Origin of the sequence: Bacillus sp. SD075 (assembly GCF_017355165.1) — a bacterium.
In the GTDB taxonomy this organism is placed as follows: domain Bacteria; phylum Bacillota; class Bacilli; order Bacillales; family DSM-1321; genus Peribacillus.
In genome coordinates this window covers 16,676-38,304 of record NZ_JADILK010000023.1, presented here as the reverse complement: position 1 = coordinate 38,304, position 21,629 = coordinate 16,676, and the positions used below count along the sequence as shown (strand labels likewise).

14 protein-coding genes are annotated in these 21,629 nt (G+C 43.6%); 10 read left to right on the top strand and 4 right to left on the bottom strand.

Annotation, left to right across the window (positions count from 1 at the left end; all coding sequences use genetic code 11):
* Positions 1-82 precede the first annotated feature (82 nt).
* From IOC57_RS15690 to IOC57_RS15675, 4 genes are read right to left on the bottom strand one after another with little or no spacing between them, the layout of a single operon-like run.
* On the bottom strand, positions 83-904 hold the full coding sequence (locus tag IOC57_RS15690) for an ABC transporter ATP-binding protein (protein ID WP_207439600.1): 822 nt from the start codon (positions 902-904) through the stop codon (positions 83-85).
* A 15-nt stretch (positions 905-919) separates the two neighbouring features.
* A complete protein-coding gene (locus IOC57_RS15685; protein ID WP_207439599.1) occupies positions 920-1,942 on the bottom strand; it encodes a FecCD family ABC transporter permease in 1,023 nt (340 codons plus the stop codon).
* Entirely contained in the window at positions 1,935-2,942 is a 1,008-nt protein-coding gene (locus tag IOC57_RS15680; RefSeq protein ID WP_207439598.1) for a FecCD family ABC transporter permease, read from the bottom strand. Before IOC57_RS15680 ends, IOC57_RS15685 begins: the two co-directional genes overlap by 8 nt.
* Positions 2,943-2,964: 22 nt before the next feature.
* Positions 2,965-3,933 (bottom strand): iron-hydroxamate ABC transporter substrate-binding protein, encoded by a 969-nt coding sequence (locus IOC57_RS15675; protein WP_207439597.1) that lies wholly within the window; start codon positions 3,931-3,933, stop codon positions 2,965-2,967.
* A gap of 474 nt (positions 3,934-4,407) precedes the next feature.
* On the opposite strand from IOC57_RS15675, the gene IOC57_RS15670 reads away from it, so the two are divergent.
* The 10 genes from IOC57_RS15670 to IOC57_RS15625 all read left to right on the top strand — a co-directional run bounded on the left by IOC57_RS15670 (position 4,408) and on the right by IOC57_RS15625 (position 21,300).
* Positions 4,408-5,262 carry an alpha/beta hydrolase gene (locus IOC57_RS15670; RefSeq protein ID WP_396020840.1) on the top strand — a complete coding sequence of 285 codons (855 nt, stop codon included), beginning with the start codon at positions 4,408-4,410 and terminating at the stop codon, positions 5,260-5,262.
* A gap of 214 nt (positions 5,263-5,476) precedes the next feature.
* On the top strand, positions 5,477-6,262 hold the full coding sequence (locus IOC57_RS15665) for a 2,3-dihydro-2,3-dihydroxybenzoate dehydrogenase (RefSeq protein WP_207439595.1): 786 nt from the start codon (positions 5,477-5,479) through the stop codon (positions 6,260-6,262).
* 54 nt (positions 6,263-6,316) lie between these two features.
* A complete protein-coding gene (gene dhbC / locus IOC57_RS15660; protein ID WP_396020837.1) occupies positions 6,317-7,540 on the top strand; it encodes an isochorismate synthase DhbC in 1,224 nt (407 codons plus the stop codon).
* A 19-nt stretch (positions 7,541-7,559) separates the two neighbouring features.
* Entirely contained in the window at positions 7,560-9,185 is a 1,626-nt protein-coding gene (locus IOC57_RS15655; protein ID WP_207439594.1) for a (2,3-dihydroxybenzoyl)adenylate synthase, read from the top strand.
* Between the two features lie 28 nt (positions 9,186-9,213).
* Positions 9,214-10,128, top strand: coding sequence for an isochorismatase (locus IOC57_RS15650; protein WP_207439593.1), 915 nt, complete (start codon positions 9,214-9,216; stop codon positions 10,126-10,128).
* 30 nt (positions 10,129-10,158) lie between these two features.
* Positions 10,159-17,355: an amino acid adenylation domain-containing protein gene (locus tag IOC57_RS15645; protein WP_396020836.1), complete on the top strand. Its 7,197-nt coding sequence runs from the start codon at positions 10,159-10,161 to the stop codon at positions 17,353-17,355.
* Positions 17,355-17,576 (top strand): MbtH family protein, encoded by a 222-nt coding sequence (locus tag IOC57_RS15640; RefSeq protein ID WP_207439592.1) that lies wholly within the window; start codon positions 17,355-17,357, stop codon positions 17,574-17,576. Before IOC57_RS15645 ends, IOC57_RS15640 begins: the two co-directional genes overlap by 1 nt.
* Positions 17,573-19,024 (top strand): DHA2 family efflux MFS transporter permease subunit, encoded by a 1,452-nt coding sequence (locus IOC57_RS15635; protein WP_309487715.1) that lies wholly within the window; start codon positions 17,573-17,575, stop codon positions 19,022-19,024. Before IOC57_RS15640 ends, IOC57_RS15635 begins: the two co-directional genes overlap by 4 nt.
* A gap of 102 nt (positions 19,025-19,126) precedes the next feature.
* A complete protein-coding gene (locus tag IOC57_RS15630) occupies positions 19,127-19,840 on the top strand; it encodes a 4'-phosphopantetheinyl transferase family protein (RefSeq protein WP_207439591.1) in 714 nt (237 codons plus the stop codon).
* A 107-nt stretch (positions 19,841-19,947) separates the two neighbouring features.
* A complete protein-coding gene (locus tag IOC57_RS15625; protein ID WP_207439590.1) occupies positions 19,948-21,300 on the top strand; it encodes an MFS transporter in 1,353 nt (450 codons plus the stop codon).
* The last annotated feature ends 329 nt before the right edge of the window (positions 21,301-21,629 follow it).

Sequence of the window (21,629 nt, the reverse complement as noted above, 5' to 3'; positions counted from 1 at the left end):
CGCTCAAGAGAATCGCTTTCCGCGGGCAGTCATGGATCCTCCAATCTACTAAGGGTATAAAACGTTTTCCGAACCACAGCTTTTAATGGGATGAAACAGCTTCTTTATATACTTCTTTCTGTAATAAATTGTCATAACCAAAACAAACGGGTGCCCCATTGGCAGGATCTATCATCACCCTTGCATGAATACGAAAGACTTCTTCTAAAACGGCAGGAGTAATGATTTCGCCCGGGGTACCGGTTTTAATGATTTCTCCTTCCTTCATCGTTATGATTTCATGTGAAAACCGAGACGCATGGTTTATATCGTGCAATACCATGACAGTCGTTATTTTTTGTTCTTTATTAAGCTTTTCAACTATTTGCAAAACCTCTAGTTGATGAGCCATATCAAGATAGGTGGTCGGCTCATCCAATAATAAAATCTCCGTTTTCTGTGCTAAAGCCATTGCCAGCCAAACCTTTTGTCTTTGACCGCCGGATAGATTGGCGATTTGCCGGTTTCGAAATGAAAGGGTTTTAGTGATATCCATGGCCCATTCAATCGTTTCTTTATCTTCTTTCGTTAGTTTATTTACATTATTGCGGTGCGGATACCTTCCATATGAAATAAGTTCCTCTACCTTCAATTGGGCTGGTGCAACCGGGTTTTGGGGAAGTAACGCCAGCTGCTTGGCAATCTGCTTAGTATGGATCTTATGTAAATCCTGTCCTTGTAAAAAAACGCTTCCGCTCTTTTGTTTTAGAATACGGCCTATCGTTTTCAGTAAGGTAGATTTACCACAGCCATTAGGGCCAATGATGGTAGTGACCAGGCCTTCCTTTATTTCCAAATTCAAGTCTTTGAATACCGTGAATTTCTCGTAATTCGTTTCTAGATTTTCCATACGGAGAATACTCACTGATCATCGCTCCTTCTACGCTTTAGCTTTAATTAGTAAATAAAGAAAATATGGGACACCAATAATCGAGATGATGATCCCGACTGGCAGTTCAGCCGGTGCAAAAACGGTTTTTGCGATAAAATCGGATACGATCACCAGCAATGCGCCAATTGCTCCCGATACTGGGATGACCTGATTGTGATGGATACCTACAAGGTGCTTCGCTATGTGGGGAGCCATTAAACCTATGAAACCGATATTTCCCGATACGGAAACGGAGGCGCCCACCAATCCGATGCTACAGAGTAAAAGGATGATCGTTTCCTTTTCTACTGAAATCCCCAAACTTTTAACACTTGATTCTTCCAACTGATACAAATCAAGTAAATAAGCCTTTTTCTTAATGATCGGAATCAGGACTATCATCCATGGTAACATGGATGCGATGTATTTCCAGTTGGCATCATAGATCGTTCCTGACAGCCAAACCGTTGCCATTTCAAAATCGGTCGATTTCATTTTTAATGATAAATATAAGGAAAGGGCACCAAACGCCGAACCTATGGCAATCCCGGTCAGTAACAGGCGACCCATGTCCAGGGTGCCGTTCTTCCAAGAGAAAAGGAAAATCAATAGGGCTGCCAAAAGTCCGCCCACCAAACCGAATAGAGGAAAACTCATAATGGAGAACCAATCCGAGCCGCTGTTTTGACCTTGATAGAAAAACATGAAAATGACAATGGCTGTCCCAGCACCGGCATTAATACCGAGAATACCGGAATCGGCCAAGCCGTTTTTCGTAACCCCTTGAATGACAGTCCCTGCAATTCCTAAGCTCACTCCCACCAAACCGGCGATCACAATGCGGGGGAGCCTGAAATCAAAGATGACCAAATCGAAATCGGACACTGGATTCACCCTGAATAAGGTCTGAAGGACAGCTTTGACGGTCATGTCGAATGTACCGGATATCAAGCTCAAATAACTTGAAACAGCGATTAAACATAAAATGATGGTCATCGTGATGGTGAAGCGAAACCGTGTATTCTTATCCATTCTTTTCTCCTCCTCTCGTTCTTATTAAGTACAGGAAGAAAGGAATGCCGATTAGGGAAGTAACGACTCCGATGGGGGTTTCGAATGGATAATTAACAAACCGGCTCAAGACATCGCACAGAGCTAGAAAAACCGCACCAATTACCCCTGCACATGGAACGATCCACCTATAATCGATCCCAATTAAAAACCGGGTGATGTGGGGGATGATAAGTCCAACAAAACCGATTTTCCCTACAAGCGCCACTGCTATTCCCGTTAAGCAGATGACGGAAAGGAGGGCGATAGCTTTTACTAATTTTGTGCGCTGTCCTAAATTGATGGAAATTTCTTCGCCTAAAGATAATATCGTAATAGATTTTGAGATGAATAAGGCGAGGATGATTCCCAACATTCCACATGGTAACGCCAATTTTAGTACATTGGGATCAATCTGGTGCAATCTCGAATTGTACCAAAAACTTACACCCTGGGAAACTTGGAAATAGGATGCTATGGCAGCCGAAATACTGCTTAAAAATGTCCCGATCACAGTTCCAATAATGGCCAATCGAACGGGTGATAATCCATTTGGAAGCAGCGACCCAAAACCAAAGACAATTCCGGCTCCCAATGCAGAACCTAGCATGGAAAAGAGGATCATTTGGAATGAAGACATACCCGGAGCAAATACCATACAAAGTGTAATCACGAACGCAGAGCCATCCGTCACTCCCATAATTGAAGGGGATGCAAGATAATTTCTTGTCATCCCCTGCATGAGTGCTCCTGATATGGCTAAAAATCCCCCGACGAGAAGGGCACCCAAAACTCTAGGCAAGCGAGAGGCCATAATGATCGTATGGTCAACGTTACTAGAGTCATAGTGGAAAATGGCATTCCATACCGTTATGGAATCTATATTTTTGGCACCATATAAGATCGATAATACGATGGAGAAACAAATCAATAGAGGTGCCATACAAAGAATTATTATTGGTAATGAATTTGTTTTTGCCATATCAATCAACGCACCTTACTGTTTATTTAGCTAATTCTTCCGTTGCAGCCTTAAGGAAAGCCGTTTTACTCCAAGCCGTTCCACCTTGAGCAAGAGGATCAACCGAGTTTACAAACACATGATTGTCTTTTACTGCCGTGACGCTCTTCCAAATGGAATTGTTTTCTAAATCTTTTAACGCTTCCGGTTTTTGTGCATTTTCACTTTCCGAGAATTGCAAGAAGACATAATCTGGGTCAAGTTCTGCAAATTTTTCTAATGAAATCATTTCTTGTGCTTTAACAGGCTTAATTTCTTCAGGGACAGTCAAGCCTAAATCTTTATATATAACTGGGTTGAAATACACATCCTCAGGATATAGGAAGAGGCTTCCGTTCCTGATTCTCACCACTAATACCTTTTTATCCTTCAGCTTTTCACCGATTTCCAGTTTAGCTTTTGTGGCATCATCATTATAGGTATTGATGATTTTTTCAGCTTCATCTTTTTTACCTGTAAGGCTGGCCATTAAACGCAGGTTGTCTTCCCAATTTGTCGAAATATGTGAATAAGGGAATGTTGGCGCCACTTTTTCCAACTGTTCCGTCACATTAGCCGGAGATTTGGAAGACCACATGATGACATCAGGCTTCATTTCCAGAAGGGTTTCATAGTTCGGCTGCATTTTTTCACCGATCGACTTAGCACCTTCGAGGTCTTTAGCTAAATATTCAGGTATTTCCCCACCAACAGTAACAACACCGGTAGGTTTAATCCCTAATATGGCCGCATCCTCCATTGATTCCAAACTCGCTGTTGCGATATTGGTCACCTTGGATGGAATTGTATATTCTTTATCCAAATAGGATATGGTCTGTGTTTCTTTTTTAGACGAATCCGTCACTTTGCTTTCTTCTGAAGCATCGCTTGAAGTCTTGTCGGCATTGCCGCAAGCGCCAAGTCCAAAACTGAATACTGTTGCCATACCAAGTACGAATAATTTCTTTTTCATTTGTCAATTCCCCTTTTTAGATTCATAGAATATAAATTTAATGGTTCCCACAGAAAAACCTCTATATGATGGTTCTGACCGACTTTTTCACTTCCTTTACCAGCTGAGTTGCAAAATAAAGATTAATGCTTATATGCAGTGTATGATAACGATTATCATTATCACTATAACATGCTATTAAATATATAATTAATTCTCTATTATTTCAAGAATAATTTTCCAAAGTAATGTTTTTATGAAAATTAGAGTGAAAAGGGAAGGGGAAGCTCCCTTTGTAAAATAATAGAAAAAACAATCGATGTATGGTTGATATATCCATTGAGAAGGATTATCATTATCGATGTCGTGGTAATCTTTCTCAAGTACATTCTTTTAAACTGATATTAAGAGAGCTTAAATTATTTGAGAAGTAAAAATGAATAAAATTACTAGTATTAAAGGTTGGAGGGATTCATTTAGATGATGCATAAAAAAATGGACAAAAGCGTAATGGACAAAACTACTGCCAGTACAGAGGTTACAATCAAGGGAACTCAACAGATTCTCATGCATTCGAGTACTGGGAAACGTGAATACCAAATTTTTGTTTCAAAGCCATTGGAAGAGCCGCCACCCTCGGGATATCCGGTCATTTATTTGCTCGATGCCAATTCTGTATTTGGAACGATGGTTGAGGCGGTACGATTGCAATCGCGCCGGCCGGAAAAGTCAGGAGTGGTTCCCGCCATCATTGTGGGTATTGGATATGCCACCAATGAACCATTTTCTTCTGAACGTTATTATGATTTCACTCTGCCTGTTGCGGATAGCGAGTTACCTGTAAGACCAGGCGGAAGTCCATGGCCTTCGCATGGAGGAGCGGAAAACTTTCTGAAGTTCATGGAAGAGGATTTAAAACCGGAAATCGGTAAAAGATTTAAGGTCGATCACAATAGCCAAACACTCTTCGGGCATTCCCTTGGCGGCCTTTTCACTTTATATGTCCTGTTTGAAAATCCGTATGCTTTCCAAACTTATATAGCTGGAAGCCCATCTCTCCATTGGAACAAAAAGTGGTTCCGTGAGGAGGAGGAGAGGTTTCTTTCCCGATTAAATCAAGGAAATGGTGATATTTCGATATTGCTTGGCGTGGGGGAGCTGGAGGGCACCCATAAAAGCGGCATGAACGAAAATGCTTTGGAATTATCAAAACGATTATCCATGAAGGATAGCAGAGTGAACGTTCAATTCAAGGAGTTTGAAGAGGAAGGGCATCTTTCGGTTTTACCACCTTTGATTAACAGGGCCATACGTTTTGCTTTGAAGAGAAATATGCCTGGTAAGAAATAGGTCTTTCTCAGTAAATCCATGGAAGTCCCTTGACCATTAAGTTATAAATAGATATCATTACCTGTAGATTCCAATTGATAATGATTATCATTATTGGTTGGTATTTTACTTTTTGACAATCGTAAAAGCCATGTACCCCCTGTTTGCCATGGGATTGTATCTGAGCTTCTATACATTGGATTTTTGGATTTTGATTAGGAAAGGGAGTGTCAAGGTGGACTTTTTGGAATGTAAAGGGAAAGTTGCTCTTGTAACGGGAGGTGCTCAAGGTATTGGAGGTGCCGTGGTTCAGGCTTTAGCCAAGCTCGGCCTTATTGTGGCGGCCATTGATCATAATGCCGAAAAGCTTGATAGGTACGTAAGTGAATTGAAGTCTCAAGGCTTGGAGGTCTATGCCTTTTCAGCGGATGTGAGCGACAGTCATGCAATCGATGCCATTGTTGATCAAATTGAGAATGATATCGGTCCTATAGAGACACTGGTCAATGTTGCCGGAGTGTTACGCACAGGAATGGTCGAGTCATTCAGTGGCCAAGATTGGTCTAAGACTTTTGCCGTGAATTCCACCGGTGTATTTAATGTATCTCGTTCGGTGAGCAAATACATGGTGACAAGAAAAAGAGGATCGATTGTCACGGTCGGATCGAACGCCGCAAGTGTACCGCGAGTCTCAATGGCTGCCTATGCTGCATCCAAGGCAGCGGCCGTCATGTTTACGAAGTGTTTAGGGTTGGAATTGGCCCAATATAATATCCGTTGCAATATTGTTTCCCCCGGATCTACGGACACGGAGATGCAATGGTCCCTGTGGAACGGCGAGAATGGTGCCGAAGCTGTCATAAATGGTATGCCTGAAGCATTCAAGGTAGGAATCCCGCTGAAAAAAATAGCCATGCCTACTGATATAGCGGAGGCTATCCTATTTTTCATATCCAATCAATCGAATCACATTACAATGAGTAATTTGTGTGTAGATGGTGGCGCCACTTTAGGTGCGTAACACGACCATTCACACGTTAGTCTGAATATTAAGTGAATTTGGAGGGGTTTTAATATGATGAAGTTTAAAGGTAATTCTGCCGTATTGGAAAAACAGCCGTTGGATGAGTATGAGGTTGGTGACTTTTTCCTTGCATCTCCATACCGAACACTACTGGGAAAAGGTTCCTTCATTACGGTTCCAAGAGATGAAGAAAATGCAAATCAAATGGAAAGTCTCGCCGCAAGAGTGGTTGCTGCATTAAAAAAGGCAAAAGAACAAGGGTACGAAAATCCTGTGGTAACAGGTGCTGTACCATTCGATAACAAAAAGGACGCTCAACTTATTGTACCTGAAAACATAAGTTCTTCAGTCCCTCTGCAAGATAATCTCACCAGCTTTTCAATGGAAACCAAAAAGCCAACTTATGAAATGAAATCGGTACCCGAGCCTTCCCTGTATAAAGAGGGTGTGGAACGCGGCCTTACGTATATTAAAAGCGGCCATCTTGACAAAATTGTCCTATCAAGAACGTTGCATCTTACTTCTTCAGAAACTGTGAATATCAGTCCGTTACTTCATAATCTAGCTCAACATAACAAGAACGGTTATACCTTTGCCGTTGATTTACCTCAAAAGGTCAAGGGGAAAGGTGATACCCCATTCTCGAAAACGCTGATTGGGGCCAGCCCGGAATTGCTTGTTTCAAGATCGGGATTACAGGTTTTGGCAAATCCTTTGGCAGGTTCCAGGCCACGGAGTGATGACCCTATCGAGGATAAGAGGCGAGCGGATGAGATACTTTCTTCCTCTAAGGATTTACATGAACATGCTGTTGTTGTCCATGCCGTAGCTGAGGCTCTGAGACCATTTTTCAAAACGATGGATGTACCGGAAAAACCAACAGTGATACATACCGAAACCATGTGGCATCTGTCGACGGAAGTAAAAGGTGAGCTTAAGGATCCTGCAACTTCGTCATTGGAGCTAGCGATTGCACTTCACCCGACTCCTGCTGTATGTGGATCACCGACTGACCTGGCACGAGAAGCCATCCAGGAAATCGAACCATTTGATCGTGGGTTCTTTACAGGGATGGTTGGCTGGTGCGATGCAGAAGGAGACGGGGAATGGGTCGTTACCATCCGGTGCGCGGAGGTAGAGCGGCAGGTTCTTCGCTTATTCGCTGGAGCTGGGGTGGTTGCAGAATCCAAACCGGAAGAAGAGCTTGCGGAAACATCAGCTAAATTTCAAACCATGCTGCGTGCAATGGGAATAGATGCAAAGTTACTAAATTAAAAGTGTGGAGGGAAAAAGGATGTTAACAGGGTGTACTTCGTGGCCTAGGGAATTTGCGGATTTGTATCGAAAAGAGGGGTGCTGGAAAGGGGAAACCTTTGGGGGGATGTTACGTGAACGTGCCAAGGAGCATGGGGAGCGCATCGCCATCACAAGCGGGGAGAGAAATATGAGCTATGCTGAATTGGATAATAGGGCCGATCGGTTAGCATCTGGATTTCAGGAAATGGGAATAAAGAAAAATGATCGAGTGGTGGTCCAGCTGCCCAATGTAATCGAATTCTTTGAGGTTTGTTTTGCACTATTTAGATTAGGGGCATTGCCTGTATTTGCTCTACCGTCGCATCGAAGTAGTGAAATTAACTATTTTTGTGAGTTTGCTGAGGCAGTAGCCTACATCATCCCGGATAAGCAGGCCGGTTTTGATTATCGTGATCTTGCAAGAGGCGCAAAAAGCAAGAATGATACCTTGTTAAGCGTGATTGTCTTGGGTGAAGAAGAAGAATTCGTGAATTTGGCGGATTTATACATCAACCCAAATAAGAAGGAAACAAAAGTAGATTCATGTGACATTGCCTTTCTTCAATTATCAGGGGGAAGTACTGGATTATCAAAATTGATCCCAAGAACACATGATGATTACATATACAGTTTGAGGCTTAGCGCTGAGATTTGCCAAGTGGATATGGATAGTGTTTATCTCGCAGTTCTTCCTATTGCCCATAACTATCCACTTAGCTCGCCAGGTATTCTGGGTACGCTTTATGCAGGCGGTAGAGTAGTCCTTTCGCCAGGTCCCAGTCCTGATGAGGCATTTCCGCTTATTGAAAAACAAGGTGTGACGATCACCGCTCTTGTACCGCCTCTTGCTTTGAGGTGGCTTGATGCAGTGTCTACTCGTAACTATGATTTATCCAGCCTCCAAGTGCTTCAGGTAGGGGGGGCTAAGTTCAGTGCAGAAGCTGCCCGTCGGGTATATCCCGCCTTCGGATGCAAGTTGCAGCAAGTTTTTGGCATGGCTGAAGGTCTAGTTAACTATACGAGATTAAATGATCCTGATGAAATCATCATCAACACACAAGGCAGGCCGATGTCGGAATTTGATGAAATCCGAATAGTCGATGAGGAAGACAGGAATGTTCAACAGGGACAAGTGGGACATTTGTTAACGAGAGGACCCTATACCATTTGCGGTTATTATAAAGCCGAAGAACATAATGCGAAGGCATTCACCATAGATGGATTCTATCGGACTGGTGATTTGGTCAGTATGACCGAGTCGGGCTATATAGTTGTGGAAGGCCGTGATAAGGACCAAATCAATCGTGGCGGTGAAAAAATTGCCGCTGAGGAAGTTGAAAATCATCTCCTGGCTCATGATGCAGTACATGATGCAGCCATCGTTTCTATGACGGACGATTATCTAGGGGAGAGATCATGTGCATTTGTGATACCGCGCGATCAGGCGCCAATGGCAAAGGAACTTAAACATTTTTTGAAGGATCGAGGGCTTGCCGTCTTTAAAATTCCTGACAGGATTGAGTTCATTGATTCCTTCCCAAAAACGCCGTTAGGTAAAGTGAGTAAAAAAGCATTGCGACAAATTATATCAGATAAACTTAACAATCGGATTACGATGAAGTGAATAAAAAAATCATAGAAGGAGTGATTTGATGGCTATTCCTGCTATCACACCATATGCAATGCCTGTTGAATCGGAGTTACCAAAAAATAAAGTTGCATGGAAAGCGGATCCAAAGCGTTCAGTGCTTCTCATTCATGATATGCAACAATATTTCCTTAATTACTATACAGCAAGCGAATCACCGATAACTGAACTGGTGGCACATATTCAGTCCATAAAAAGCCGCTGTGTAGAACTGGGGATCCCTGTCGTTTATACAGCACAACCTGGTAATCAAAACCCAGAAGATCGTGCACTGCTAACAGATTTTTGGGGGCCAGGACTTGATGATGATATCAATCAAACGAAAGTGGTGGATGAGGTCGCTCCAAGCGAGGATGACATTGTACTGACTAAATGGCGATATAGTGCATTTAAAAGGACAAATCTTTTAGAAATGATGAAAGAACAAGGCCGTGATCAACTGATCATTTGCGGGGTATATGCCCATATTGGATGTTTGTTGACAGCAAGTGAAGCATTTATGCAGGATATAGAACCATTTTTGGTATCTGATGCAGTGGCAGACTTTTCATTAGAAGAACATAAAATGGCGATTAAATATGCAGCTGAACGCTGTGCTGTAGCGACAACAACATCTCGATTACTTGAACAATTGAAAAGCGAAAAGCAGTCATTCGCTGAGCCTGTTGAAGGAAATTATGAACAAGGTTTGACTTTGCAAGGCCTAAGGCATCAAATCGCTGATCTTTTGGGTGAATCTCCATCAGATATTGATGATAACGAGGATCTAGTGGATTTAGGAATGGATTCGATTAGAATGATGAGCCTTGTTGAGATCCTAAGGGGAAAAGGCGCTGAGATTAATTTCATGCAGATGGCTGAAAAACCGACAATCGCAGCATGGTGGGAGCTATTGTCTTCACAAAAGGCGTTAGTATGACTGATTCCAAAAAGAAGGAGGTAAAAAGGAGTGCTTAATATTCAGGACCAAGATGTGCACTGGCAATTGACCGGCGCGCAAACCGGTATCTGGTTTGCCCAGCAGCTAGAGCCGGATAATCCGATTTATAACACAGGGGAATACATAGAAATAGAGGGTCGGATTGATATAGAACATTTTGAACGGGCGCTGAAACAGACAGTCATGGAGGCGGAGTTTTTACATGTCCGCTTTGGTGAGGATCATAATGGGCCGTTTCAGGTCAGCAGGGAATCGAGTGAATTTCCTTTTGAATTCATCGATATCAGTGGAGAGGAAAATCCACAGGAGAAAGCTATACAATGGATGAAAAAAGACCTGGCTCAACCGATTGACCTGAAAAATGATCCACTCTTCAATCAAGCCTTGATCAAAGTGGATTCAGATCGCTTTTTCTGGTATCAGCGGATTCACCACATTGTAATGGATGCTTTTGGATTTTCACTTATCTCGCAACGGGTAGCCAAACTATATACGGCCCTTCAAAAGGGTCAAAACCTGGAGGAAGGTGCCTTTGCTTCTTTACGTTTACTTTTAGAGGAAGATAAGGCGTATAGGAAATCCGAGAAGTTCGAATCTGATCGCCAGTTTTGGCAAGACCGTTTTGCTGATCAACCAGAGGTTATGAGCCTAGCTGATCGTGCTCCTCGAACCTCTAAAGGATTCATTAGTCAAACGGGTTATCTATCATCTGCCGCTACACAATCTTTAAAAGCGAATGCACATAAATATTCAGGAAGCTGGCATGAAGTGGTGATAGCGGTAACGGCTGTTTACGTAAATCGATTGACAGGATCGGAAGATGTCATCCTGAGTTTACCGATGATGGGCCGGCTGGGATCTTCTTCATTGAACATCCCCAGTATGGTCATGAACCTGTTGCCACTCCGGTTGTCTGTAAATCCTGAGATGAGTTTTAAAGAGTTAGTGAAGCAATTGTCCAAGGAAGTCCGGACTATCCGCCGCCATCAAAATTACAGACATGAAGAATTGCGTCGGGACCTTAAACTGCTGGGTGACAACCAGCGATTATTCGGGCCTCAAATTAATGTTATGCCGTTTGATTATGGTCTGGACTTTTCAGGAAGTAAAGCGATCACACATAAGCTGGCAACAGGTCCTGTCGATGACTTGTCAATTAACATTTATGACAAGTCTGATGGTAAAGGGCTAAGGGTTGATTTAGATGCAAACCCAGAGGTATATACTATTGAAGATTTGAGTACTCACCATAAGCGTTTCCTGAGTTTTCTTGAAAAGGTGGCAGCTGCAGAGAAGGAGGAATCAATTGGGGAAATCGAACTTCTTCTACCTGAGGAGCATGAGCAAGTCTTGCATCAATGGAATCAAACGGAAGAAGAGCTCCCTTCTTTACTTTTACCAAAATTATTTGAAGATCAAGTTTCCAAAACCCCTGATTTGACGGCGGTGATGGATGGACATACCGTCCTTAGTTATATGGATTTAAACAAGCGAGCCAATCGCCTTTCCCACCTCCTTTTGGAGAAGGGGATAGGACCTGAGAAATTCGTTGCTATAGCCCTGAACCGTTCAGTGGATATGGTCATTTCCATGTTGGCCGTGTTAAAAACGGGAGCGGCCTATTTACCTATAGATCCGGATTATCCAATTGATCGGATCGATTTCATGCTTAATGATGCACGGCCGTCTTCCATCATAACAAGTGAAGAATTAACATCAAAACTTTCTGGCCATGTAACAGAGCGCATTGTTTTGGATGAGGCAGAAACCATACTTGAAATTGGGAGTTATCCGGATATAAATGTGGAAGATGAAAAACGTATAGGATCAGTCTCACCACTTAATCCTGCTTATATGATTTACACTTCAGGCTCTACCGGAAAACCGAAAGGTGTCTTGATACAATCGGCCAGCCTTATTAATTTCCTTTCTTCCATGCAAAGCCAATTTTCTTTGAATCATCAGGATCGGCTCTTGGCGGTAACGACAATAGCTTTTGATATATCCGGTTTAGAAATCTTCCTGCCGCTTTTGAATGGGGCAAGTTGTGTCATAGCCGCTAAGGAAACGATTCAAGACCCTAGGACTCTGTCGGATATGATCGTTCACCATGATATAAGCATCATGCAGGCAACACCAACGCTTTGGCATTCGCTGGTAACGAACTACCCTGATGTGATAAAGAATCTAAGAGTGCTTGTAGGAGGAGAAGCCCTTTCGATTAGTCTGACCAACGCCTTACATGGACTGGGGTGTGAAGTGACTAATCTATACGGACCTACGGAAACGACAATATGGTCATCTTCCATTACGCTAGATCCGCATCAAAGCGGCATGCCTTCCATAGGGAAACCCATCTGGAATACACAGCTATATGTGCTCGATGCAGCATTAAAGCCCGTACCAAAAGGAACTGTAGGGGAATTATATATTGCCGGTACAGGCTTGGCCCGTGGTTATTTAGGACGGCCAAATTTAACCGCTGAGCGATTTGTCGCTAATCCTTATGGTTCAAAGGGGAGCCGGATGTATCGAACGGGCGATCTTGTTCGTTGGAGAGAAGATGGCACACTGGATTATATCAGCCGGGCAGATCATCAAATTAAAATTCGGGGTTATCGTATCGAATTGGGGGAAATTGAAGCGAAACTTGCCCAACATCCTGACGTTAACCAGGCTGCAGTCATTGTTCGTGAAGATCAGCCTGGAGATAAACGTATCGTTGCCTATATCGTCCCTTCTTTGAAAACGACACCGGAACCGGTTGAACTCCGGGAATTTGTGGGCAGCGGTCTACCGGAATACATGGTGCCGTCCGCAATCATTACCATGGACGAGTTGCCATTAACCCCAAATGGAAAGCTTAACCGAAAAGAATTACCTGTGCCTGACCTCACTGCACTTGTATCAGATCGGGCTCCTGGAACACCGCAGGAGGAAATATTAAGCGATCTTTTTGCCGAGGTTCTTGGTCTTTCCCGGGTCGGTATCGATGATAGCTTCTTTAATTTAGGCGGTCACTCCCTTCTTGCTTCAATACTGATGGCACGAATCAGAGATACATTCGGTGTCGAAATAGGTATTGGTAAACTCTTTGAGGCACCAACTGTTTCGGGCCTTGTAAAACAGCTCTCCAATGGGAAAAGTGCAAGGTTACCTGTAAAGAAAGCCGATAGGCCGGAAGCGGTGCCGCTTTCCTTTGCTCAGAGGCGATTATGGTTCCTTCACCGTCTTGAAGGACCTAGTCCAACTTACAATATTCCACTGGTTATTGAATTGTCTGGTGAAATAGATACCAGGTCACTAGAGGCTGCGATTAATGATGTAGTTGAACGTCATGAAACTTTACGTACGCTTTTCCCTGTTACCACGGGTACAGCTCATCAATATGTGTTGGATCCCTCAGAAGCACAAGTGGAATTGTTAGTATCGCACATCAAGGAGTCCGAACTTGAAGCAGAAATCGCTACAGCGGCGCGATATAGTTTCAATCTTGCAAAAGAACCGGCCATATGTGCCCAGCTTTTCACAATAGCCCAGGACAAGCATGTTTTGGTTTTATTATTACATCATATTGCAGGAGATGGATGGTCCCTGACACCGCTTACTCGCGATCTAACCGCAGCTTATATGGCGCGATGTAAAGGTGAAGAACCTAACCTGCCTCCATTACCTGTACAGTACGCCGATTATGCGCTTTGGCAGGAAAGCCTTTTAGGGAGTGAGGGTGAAGAATCCAGTTTAGCTATTGAACAAATGGAATACTGGAAAGGGACATTGGCTAATCTGCCAGATCAATTGGAATTGCCCACTGATTATCCGCGTCCCCTTGAAGCTAGTTATAGAGGTGAAACCGTAGACATTTCAATTCATCCTGAAATGCATCGTCGTTTACTGGATTTGGCCCGTGATAATGGTGTCAGCTTATTCATGGTCTTACAATCTGGACTGTCGGCGCTTCTCACTCGCCTTGGGGCAGGTAACGATATCCCTATCGGAAGTCCGATAGCAGGTCGAAGTGACGATGCCTTAAGCGATCTAGTAGGGATGTTCATCAACACATTGGTGTTACGGACGGATACTTCCGGTGATCCCACTTTCCGTGAACTTCTTGACAGGGTACGAAAGGTTAATTTAAATGCCTATGAGCATCAAGACTTGCCTTTTGAGCGTTTGGTGGAAGTGATGAATCCAGTCCGCTCTCGATCTAGGCATCCATTATTCCAGATTATGCTAGCGTTGCAGAATACGCCTGACCCCAAATTGGAGCTTCCAGGGATTCAATCCAACCTGAAGTTATATGGAGTAGGCGCATCAAAGTTCGATATGACGATCGAATTACGTGAAGAGCATGCTGAAAATGGCAGTCCAGATGGGATAAATGGCTTCCTTGAATATAGTACAGATCTATTTAAGCGAGAGACCGCCGAGATGTTAATAAATCGATTAATAAGATTGTTGGATGGCGCCATTTCGGAACCGGATCAGCCTATTGGACTTTTGGAAATAATGGCACCTGAAGAGCGCCAAGAAATCCTTGTGGATTGGAATGGAAGTTCCGAAGAAATACCGCATAAATGCTTACCTGCATTACTGGAAGAACGGGTAAGCCAGTATCCTCACAATATTGCATTGGTATATGAGGACACTTCCTTGACTTATGAGGAGTTAAACAAACGAGCGAATCAGCTAGCCCATCTATTGATTGCTAAAGGCGTAGGGCCAGAGCAGTTCGTCGCATTGGCCATGCCTAGATCATTGGATATGGTTGTAGGATTGCTGGCTGTACTCAAGGCAGGGGCGGCATATTTGCCTTTAGATCCCGAATATCCAAATGATCGGTTAACGTTCATGCTTCAAGATGCTCAGCCCGCTTGTGTTCTAACGATTTCAGGTGTAGCTTCCAAGCTTCCTGAGATGCACGATATCAGGCAAATCGTAATGGATGATGCCAGTACCATGGAAGAATTGGCATATCACTCAATTCTGAATCCAACGGATCGTGACCGCATTCACCCGTTATCACCTTTAAATTCGGCCTATATCATATATACTTCCGGGTCCACCGGTTTACCAAAAGGGGTCGTGGTTCCTCACCAGAATGTAATCAGACTTTTTGGATCGACGGAACATTGGTACCATTTCAATTCCGGAGATGTATGGACCATGTTCCACTCTTATGCTTTTGACTTTTCGGTTTGGGAGATTTGGGGAGCTTTACTTCATGGAGGCAAGCTTGTGGTCGTCCCTCATTCTATCAGCCGGTCACCGGAAGAGTTTTTACAACTGCTTGTTAAAGAAGGAGTAACGGTACTGAACCAGACGCCATCAGCATTTTATCAATTAATGCAGGCGGATAGGAAAATGCCGACACTAGGGCAGGAGATTAAATTACGCTTCGTGATTTATGGTGGGGAAGCACTTGAACTAAGCCGTTTGGAGGATTGGTACAGCCGCCATCCGGAAAATGCGCCATATCTCATCAACATGTATGGAATTACGGAAACTACCGTTCATGTCAGCTATCTTGAACTTAATCGGACCATAACATCCATAAAAGCAAATAGCCTCATTGGCTGTGCCATACCTGATCTGGGTGTGTATGTGTTAGATGCAAGCTTACAGCCAGTTCCGCCAGGGGTAGTTGGGGAACTATATGTATCAGGATCTGGTCTGGCCCGTGGTTATTTAGGCCGCCCGGGTTTGACGGCTGACCGTTTTGTGGCCAACCCATTCAGTTCAACAGGTAGCAGAATGTACCGCACTGGCGACTTGGCCCGTTGGCTTGCAGATGGATCTTTGGACTATATAGGCCGTGCCGATCATCAGATTAAAATCCGTGGATTCCGTATTGAATTGGGTGAAATCGAGGCATTGGTTGCTCAGCATCCCGATATTGAACAAGCTGCGGTGGTGGTTCGTGAAGACAATCCTGGTGATAAGCGTCTGGTCGCATATGTCGTATCTGCGTCAAATGTCACCTTCGATCCGGCGCATGTACGTCAATTTGTTGCAAGCAGCCTTCCGGATTATATGGTGCCATCAGCTTTCGTTGAAATGGATGAATTGGCTTTGACACCGAATGGTAAGTTGGATCGCAAGGCATTACCGGCGCCGGAATTCGGTACTAATCAAACAGGGCGTGGACCGAGAACCCCGCAGGAAGAGATTCTGTGCGACCTTTTTATGGAGGTTCTCGCTTTGGCCCATGTCGGAATAGATGATGGATTTTTTGATCTCGGCGGCCACTCGCTGCTTGCCGTCCATTTGATGAGCAAAATCCGTGAAGCACTTGGCGTTGAATTGAGTATAGGTAATCTATTCGAGGCTCCGACTGTTGCGGGGCTCGCTGAACGACTTGAAATGGGCACGAGCAAAAGTGCTTTGGACGTCCTGCTGCCGCTTAGGAAAAATGGTCCGGAACTTCCGCTGTTTTGCGTACATCCGGCTGGAGGGCTAAGCTGGTGCTACGCTGGATTGATGAATGCACTGGGACCTGACTATCCAATCTATGGGTTACAAGCACGAGGAATATCACAGCGGGAGCAACTTCCGAAAACGCTGACTGAAATGGCGGCGGACTATATCGATCAATTACGGACAATCCAGCCAGAAGGACCTTATCATCTATTGGGATGGTCTCTCGGAGGTAATGTCGTCCATGCAATGGCCACTCAATTGCAAAATGAGGGAGAGGACGTTCGCCTGGTGGCAATCCTCGATGCTTATCCAAGTCATTTCTTGCCAATAAAAGAGGCTCCGGATGATGAGGAGGCTTTAATCGCATTGCTGGCATTGGGAGGTTATGATCCTGATAGTTTAGGAGACCAGCCATTGGATAATGCCAGTGCCATAGAAATTCTCCGTAGAGATGGCAGTGCATTGGCTAGCTTAGAAGAAGAAACGATCCTGAACCTTAAAGAGACATATGTAAATTCAGTTCGAATCATGGGTGAGTATCAACCTGAAATCTTTAAGGGGAATGTGCTGTTCTTCAGATCGACGATCATTCCGGATTGGTTTGATCCCATCTATCCTGATTCATGGAATCCATATATCCATGGAATGATTGAACAGCATAATATTGAATGCCGCCATAAGGATATGTGTCAGCCGGGACCGCTTGCTGAAATTGGCCAGGTGATCGCTAACAAACTATCGACCATGAAGAAGTCGGCAAAAAATAATGAAGGAGGACTTACCTGATGACCAACCCTTTCGAAAATGAAAATGGCATCTACAATGTATTGATAAATGAAGAAGGTCAGCATTCCCTTTGGCCCGCCTTTTTGGTTATTCCAGAAGGCTGGTCCGTCATATATCGGGAAGAAAGCCGGCAGGATTGCTTGGAATACATCAACAAAAACTGGACGGATTTGTTGCCCAATAGTTTAAAACTAGTTGCCAGCAGTGATGGAACAAAGTGAAATCCAGGATACAGCTAGACCATAAAATAGTAGTGTGCATCGTTTATGTCATAGCGATGTTCATGGTTTCTATGGACGGGACGATTGTCAATGTGATCCTGCCGACGATCAGTAATGAATTTAACCTTAATCCTTCGTCAACCAGTGGCATTAATGTTGGATATTTAGTTAGTCTGGCTGTCTTCCTACCGGTAGCAGGCTGGCTTGGGGATCGTTTTGGGACCAAGAAAATCTTCTTGATTGCATTGGGTGTCTTTACGGCTGCCTCCCTTTTATGTGGATTCGCTAATAATCTGCAAACATTGAACTTGTTCAGGATTTTGCAAGGGGCAGGTGGTGGGATCCTGACACCGGTGGGAATGGCGATTTTATTTAGAACGTTCTCTCCAGAAGAACGGCCAAAGGTTTCCCGTTCCCTTGTGCTGCCCATTGCACTCGCACCAGCCATCGGTCCGATCGTTGGCGGATTCTTTGCGGAGCAGCTGTCTTGGCGTTGGGCATTTTATATAAATGTTCCTTTCGGAGTTATGGTCCTGTTAATCGGTGTATTTTTATTAAAAGAACATAAAGAGCCCACGGCTGGCAGGTTGGACCTTCCAGGATTCCTGCTGTCAGCTGCAGGCTTTTCCATGCTGATGTATGCAATGAACATAGGCCCATCTAAAGGATGGGACTCCCTTGTTATCATGTATACAGGAATTATCGGTGCCGTTCTTTTTCTCTTATTCATTCTATTGGAACTGCGAGTGGAAAAACCGATGCTTGACTTGCGTTTATTATCCGATCGATTATTTCGGACATTGGGCATCATTTCATTATTTTCAATGGCCGGCTTATTGGGGATGCTCTTTGTGTTCCCGTTAATGTATCAAAGTTCGCTTCATGCTTCAGCTTTAGAAAGCGGGCTGACCACTTTCCCGGAAGCAATAGGTTTGATGGTGGCATCCCGGATGATGCCTTTGACTACAAAAAAACTGGGCATACATCAGGTGATCCGGATGGGGCTGCTTAGCACAATCATCATTTATACCTTGATTAGCCTCTTGGGGCCGACAGCCAATCCATGGTTCCTTCGGGCCTTATTGTTTAGCGTCGGTGTATGCTTGGGACATACTGTTGTGGCCGTACAGTTTTCCACTTTCACTAATATCAACTCGGCTTCGATGGGAATGGCAGCCACATTATTCAATGTACAGAACCGGATTGGCTCTGCTATGGGTGTAGCCATCCTAGCCAGCATCCTGGGGGCAGTGGGTACTGTCACGATGGGGACGAATGGGAATCATGTTAATTTATCATCCTATCAATTCGCTCTCCTTGGTTCTGCAGTTTTGCTCGCCATAGCCCTATTTTTTGCGATGTGTTTGAGGGAGGATGATTTTAAGGCCATCATACCGAAACAGGACATGGCTAATTCCCTTGATGTAAAACCGGTCAAAAGCGGGTAAGTTACTCATTTGGTTAATTTTTTTGGGTAGAGGGAGGTCACTGTGATTTTACCAGTGACCTCCCCTTCAATTTGCTGGAAGTAAGGGGAAGGGGCAGGGGAATTGGTTGAATTATATATTTGTAGATTACCTGTAAAGAAAGAGGAGTCCGACTTAAATAAACTGCTTGTCCATGTTTCAATAGAAAGGCAAAGTCGGATAAAAAGGCTCGTCAAATTGGATGATGCATACCGCTCTCTTATAGGGGATTTGATGGTACGGTTTGTTCTTAAAGAACGTTACGGTTCGGTTAAGGAAGGACTGGGATGGAGGACCAATTCATTTGGGAAGCCTTTTTTATCCAAATATCCAATGTTCCATTATAATATTTCCCATTCTGGTGAGTATGTGGTTTGTGCAATGCATGATGCAGAAGTGGGAGTGGATATAGAGAAGATTGGGCCGTTTGATTTACAGCTGGCCAAAGGTTTTTTTACGGAAGAAGAGTATAAGCAAGTATTGGAAGCAGAGGACGGGCTTTCTTCCTTTTATGATATATGGACATTGAAGGAAAGCTATATCAAGGCAATAGGTAAGGGGTTATCCATACCGTTGCATAGCCTTAATGTGAGAAGGCAAGGCATGGAATCCATTCAATTAACTGATGTACATAGCAATGTACCAATAACGGACTTCACCTGTAGGCAGTATATGGTAGACAGCGAGTATCGGCTTGCCGTTTGTGCCTATCAGGTGAGTGCCGAAAGTTTTAAGGATCAACACAGATCAGTCACTTTTCATCAAATTTGTGAGGGTCTGAACATCATTCTTGAATGAGCGACCGAGGGTTCCTTAAAGATGATTCAAATGATAATACGGTGGTTTCCACTAGCTTTTTGCGGCTTGGCCTTGCAGTGGATGCTATCGAATAGGGAGGTATGAAATTGCGAAATATTAATATAGCACACATTATTGAAGGTAGTAAATTTAACTCCTTTCATCTTTCCATTTTACTATGGTGCATTTTTCTTATTCTTTTTGATGGCTTTGATCTTGTAGTTTATGGAGCGGTCATACCGAGTTTAGTTGAAGAATGGGGTACAGCACCAAGTGTTTTGGGGCTGATTGGAAGTTTAACCTTGGTAGGTGGCCTAATTGGTTCACTTTTTTGTGGGATTTTAGCAGATAAAGTGGGCAGGAAGAAAGTGATCATTTCATGTGTCGCTCTTTTTGGCACCTTTACGTTAATGACTGGCTTTGCTCAAGGACCAACCGACTTTGCCATTTACCGGTTTACGGCTGGGTTGGGCCTAGGCGGGATTCCTCCATTGTTGGTCGTTCTTACTTCGGAATATTCACCTAAGTCCATTAAAAATATAATGGTGGGCGTCATGTTTAGCGGTTATTCAATCGGTGGCATTTTGGTGTCGTTATTAGGAATGAAAGTGATTCCGGATTTAGGTTGGCAGTGGATGTTTTTCATAGGTGCCATTCCGCTATTATCGATTCCCATATTAATTAAATGCTTACCAGAGTCCCTCTATTACTACGTTGAAAATGGAGAATATAAAAAAGCTAAAGCGATAGTGAAGCGCTTAGACCCTTCCTATGTCCCTCATGAACATGATAGATTCAAAAATGATTTAAAATCAGTGCCGGGCGTTCCTGTAGTCAAGCTATTTGAAAACCGGCGCGGAAGAACTACCATCATGTTCTGGATTGCCTGTTTCATGGGATTATTAATGGTTTATGGATTGGGAACATGGCTGCCTCAATTGATGGTTGAAGCAGGTTATCCACTAAAGTCCAGCTTGCTATTCCTTTTTTCCTTGAATATCGGGGCGATAATTGGGTCGATATGTGGAGGATGGTTAGCCGATCGGATTGGATCGAAAAGAGTTCTCATCAGTTTATTTACGTTTGGCGCCATTTGTTTAATTTTACTTGGTTTTAAACCGGGATCAATCGTTTTATATTTCTTGGTTGCGGTAGCAGGTGCGGCATCCATAGGATCGCAAAATTTAAACAATGCATATATTTCAACTTTCTATCCAACTTATATTAAATCCACAGCCCTTGGCTGGGCACTTGGAATCGGTAGGTTCGGTGCCATTCTGGGACCTTCGATTGGCGGAGTATTAATAGAGTTAAAGTTGCCCATTTATATGAATTTCATCAGTTTTGCCATTCCAGCCTTAATTGCAGCAGTAGCGATAAGTTTCATTCAGGATAAATACAATAGTTCCAGGAGTTCTTTTAATGGGGGGTTCCAACAACAGTACAAAAAGATAGATTGATAGAAGGCTAATGTAAGTTAGCATAATATGGAGGATATATAATGCCCAATTTCGTTTGCCAGATATGTGGTCGTGGGTTTAAAAGTTATAATGAAAATGCTAAATACTGTTCCCAGACCTGTAAAGGGACAGCCTACATAAAATATGAATTAAAGAAATGTGGACAATGCGGGAAGAAGTACAAACCAAGAAAGGCAAATAGCAAATATTGCTCTTTGGATTGCAGCACCAGGGGCAGGAAAAACCGTAAAGGAACATACCGCGTTGAAAGAGGTTGAGGAATTCCCATCTGGTTAATTTCCCTGCTTTCCATTCCACTTTGCGGCTTG

Bases quoted from the DNA above. Each gene is read 5' to 3' on its own strand.
- IOC57_RS15650 (WP_207439593.1), top strand. From the start codon at position 9,214: ATGGCTATTCCTGCTATCACACCATATGCAATGCCTGTTGAATCGGAG.
- dhbC (WP_396020837.1), top strand. From the start codon at position 6,317: ATGATGAAGTTTAAAGGTAATTCTGCCGTATTGGAAAAACAGCCGTTG.
- IOC57_RS15685 (WP_207439599.1), bottom strand. From the start codon at position 1,942: ATGGATAAGAATACACGGTTTCGCTTCACCATCACGATGACCATCATT.
- IOC57_RS15670 (WP_396020840.1), top strand. From the start codon at position 4,408: ATGGACAAAAGCGTAATGGACAAAACTACTGCCAGTACAGAGGTTACA.
- IOC57_RS15680 (WP_207439598.1), bottom strand. From the start codon at position 2,942: ATGGCAAAAACAAATTCATTACCAATAATAATTCTTTGTATGGCACCT.
- IOC57_RS15640 (WP_207439592.1), top strand. From the start codon at position 17,355: ATGACCAACCCTTTCGAAAATGAAAATGGCATCTACAATGTATTGATA.
- IOC57_RS15655 (WP_207439594.1), top strand. From the start codon at position 7,560: ATGTTAACAGGGTGTACTTCGTGGCCTAGGGAATTTGCGGATTTGTAT.
- IOC57_RS15675 (WP_207439597.1), bottom strand. From the start codon at position 3,933: ATGAAAAAGAAATTATTCGTACTTGGTATGGCAACAGTATTCAGTTTT.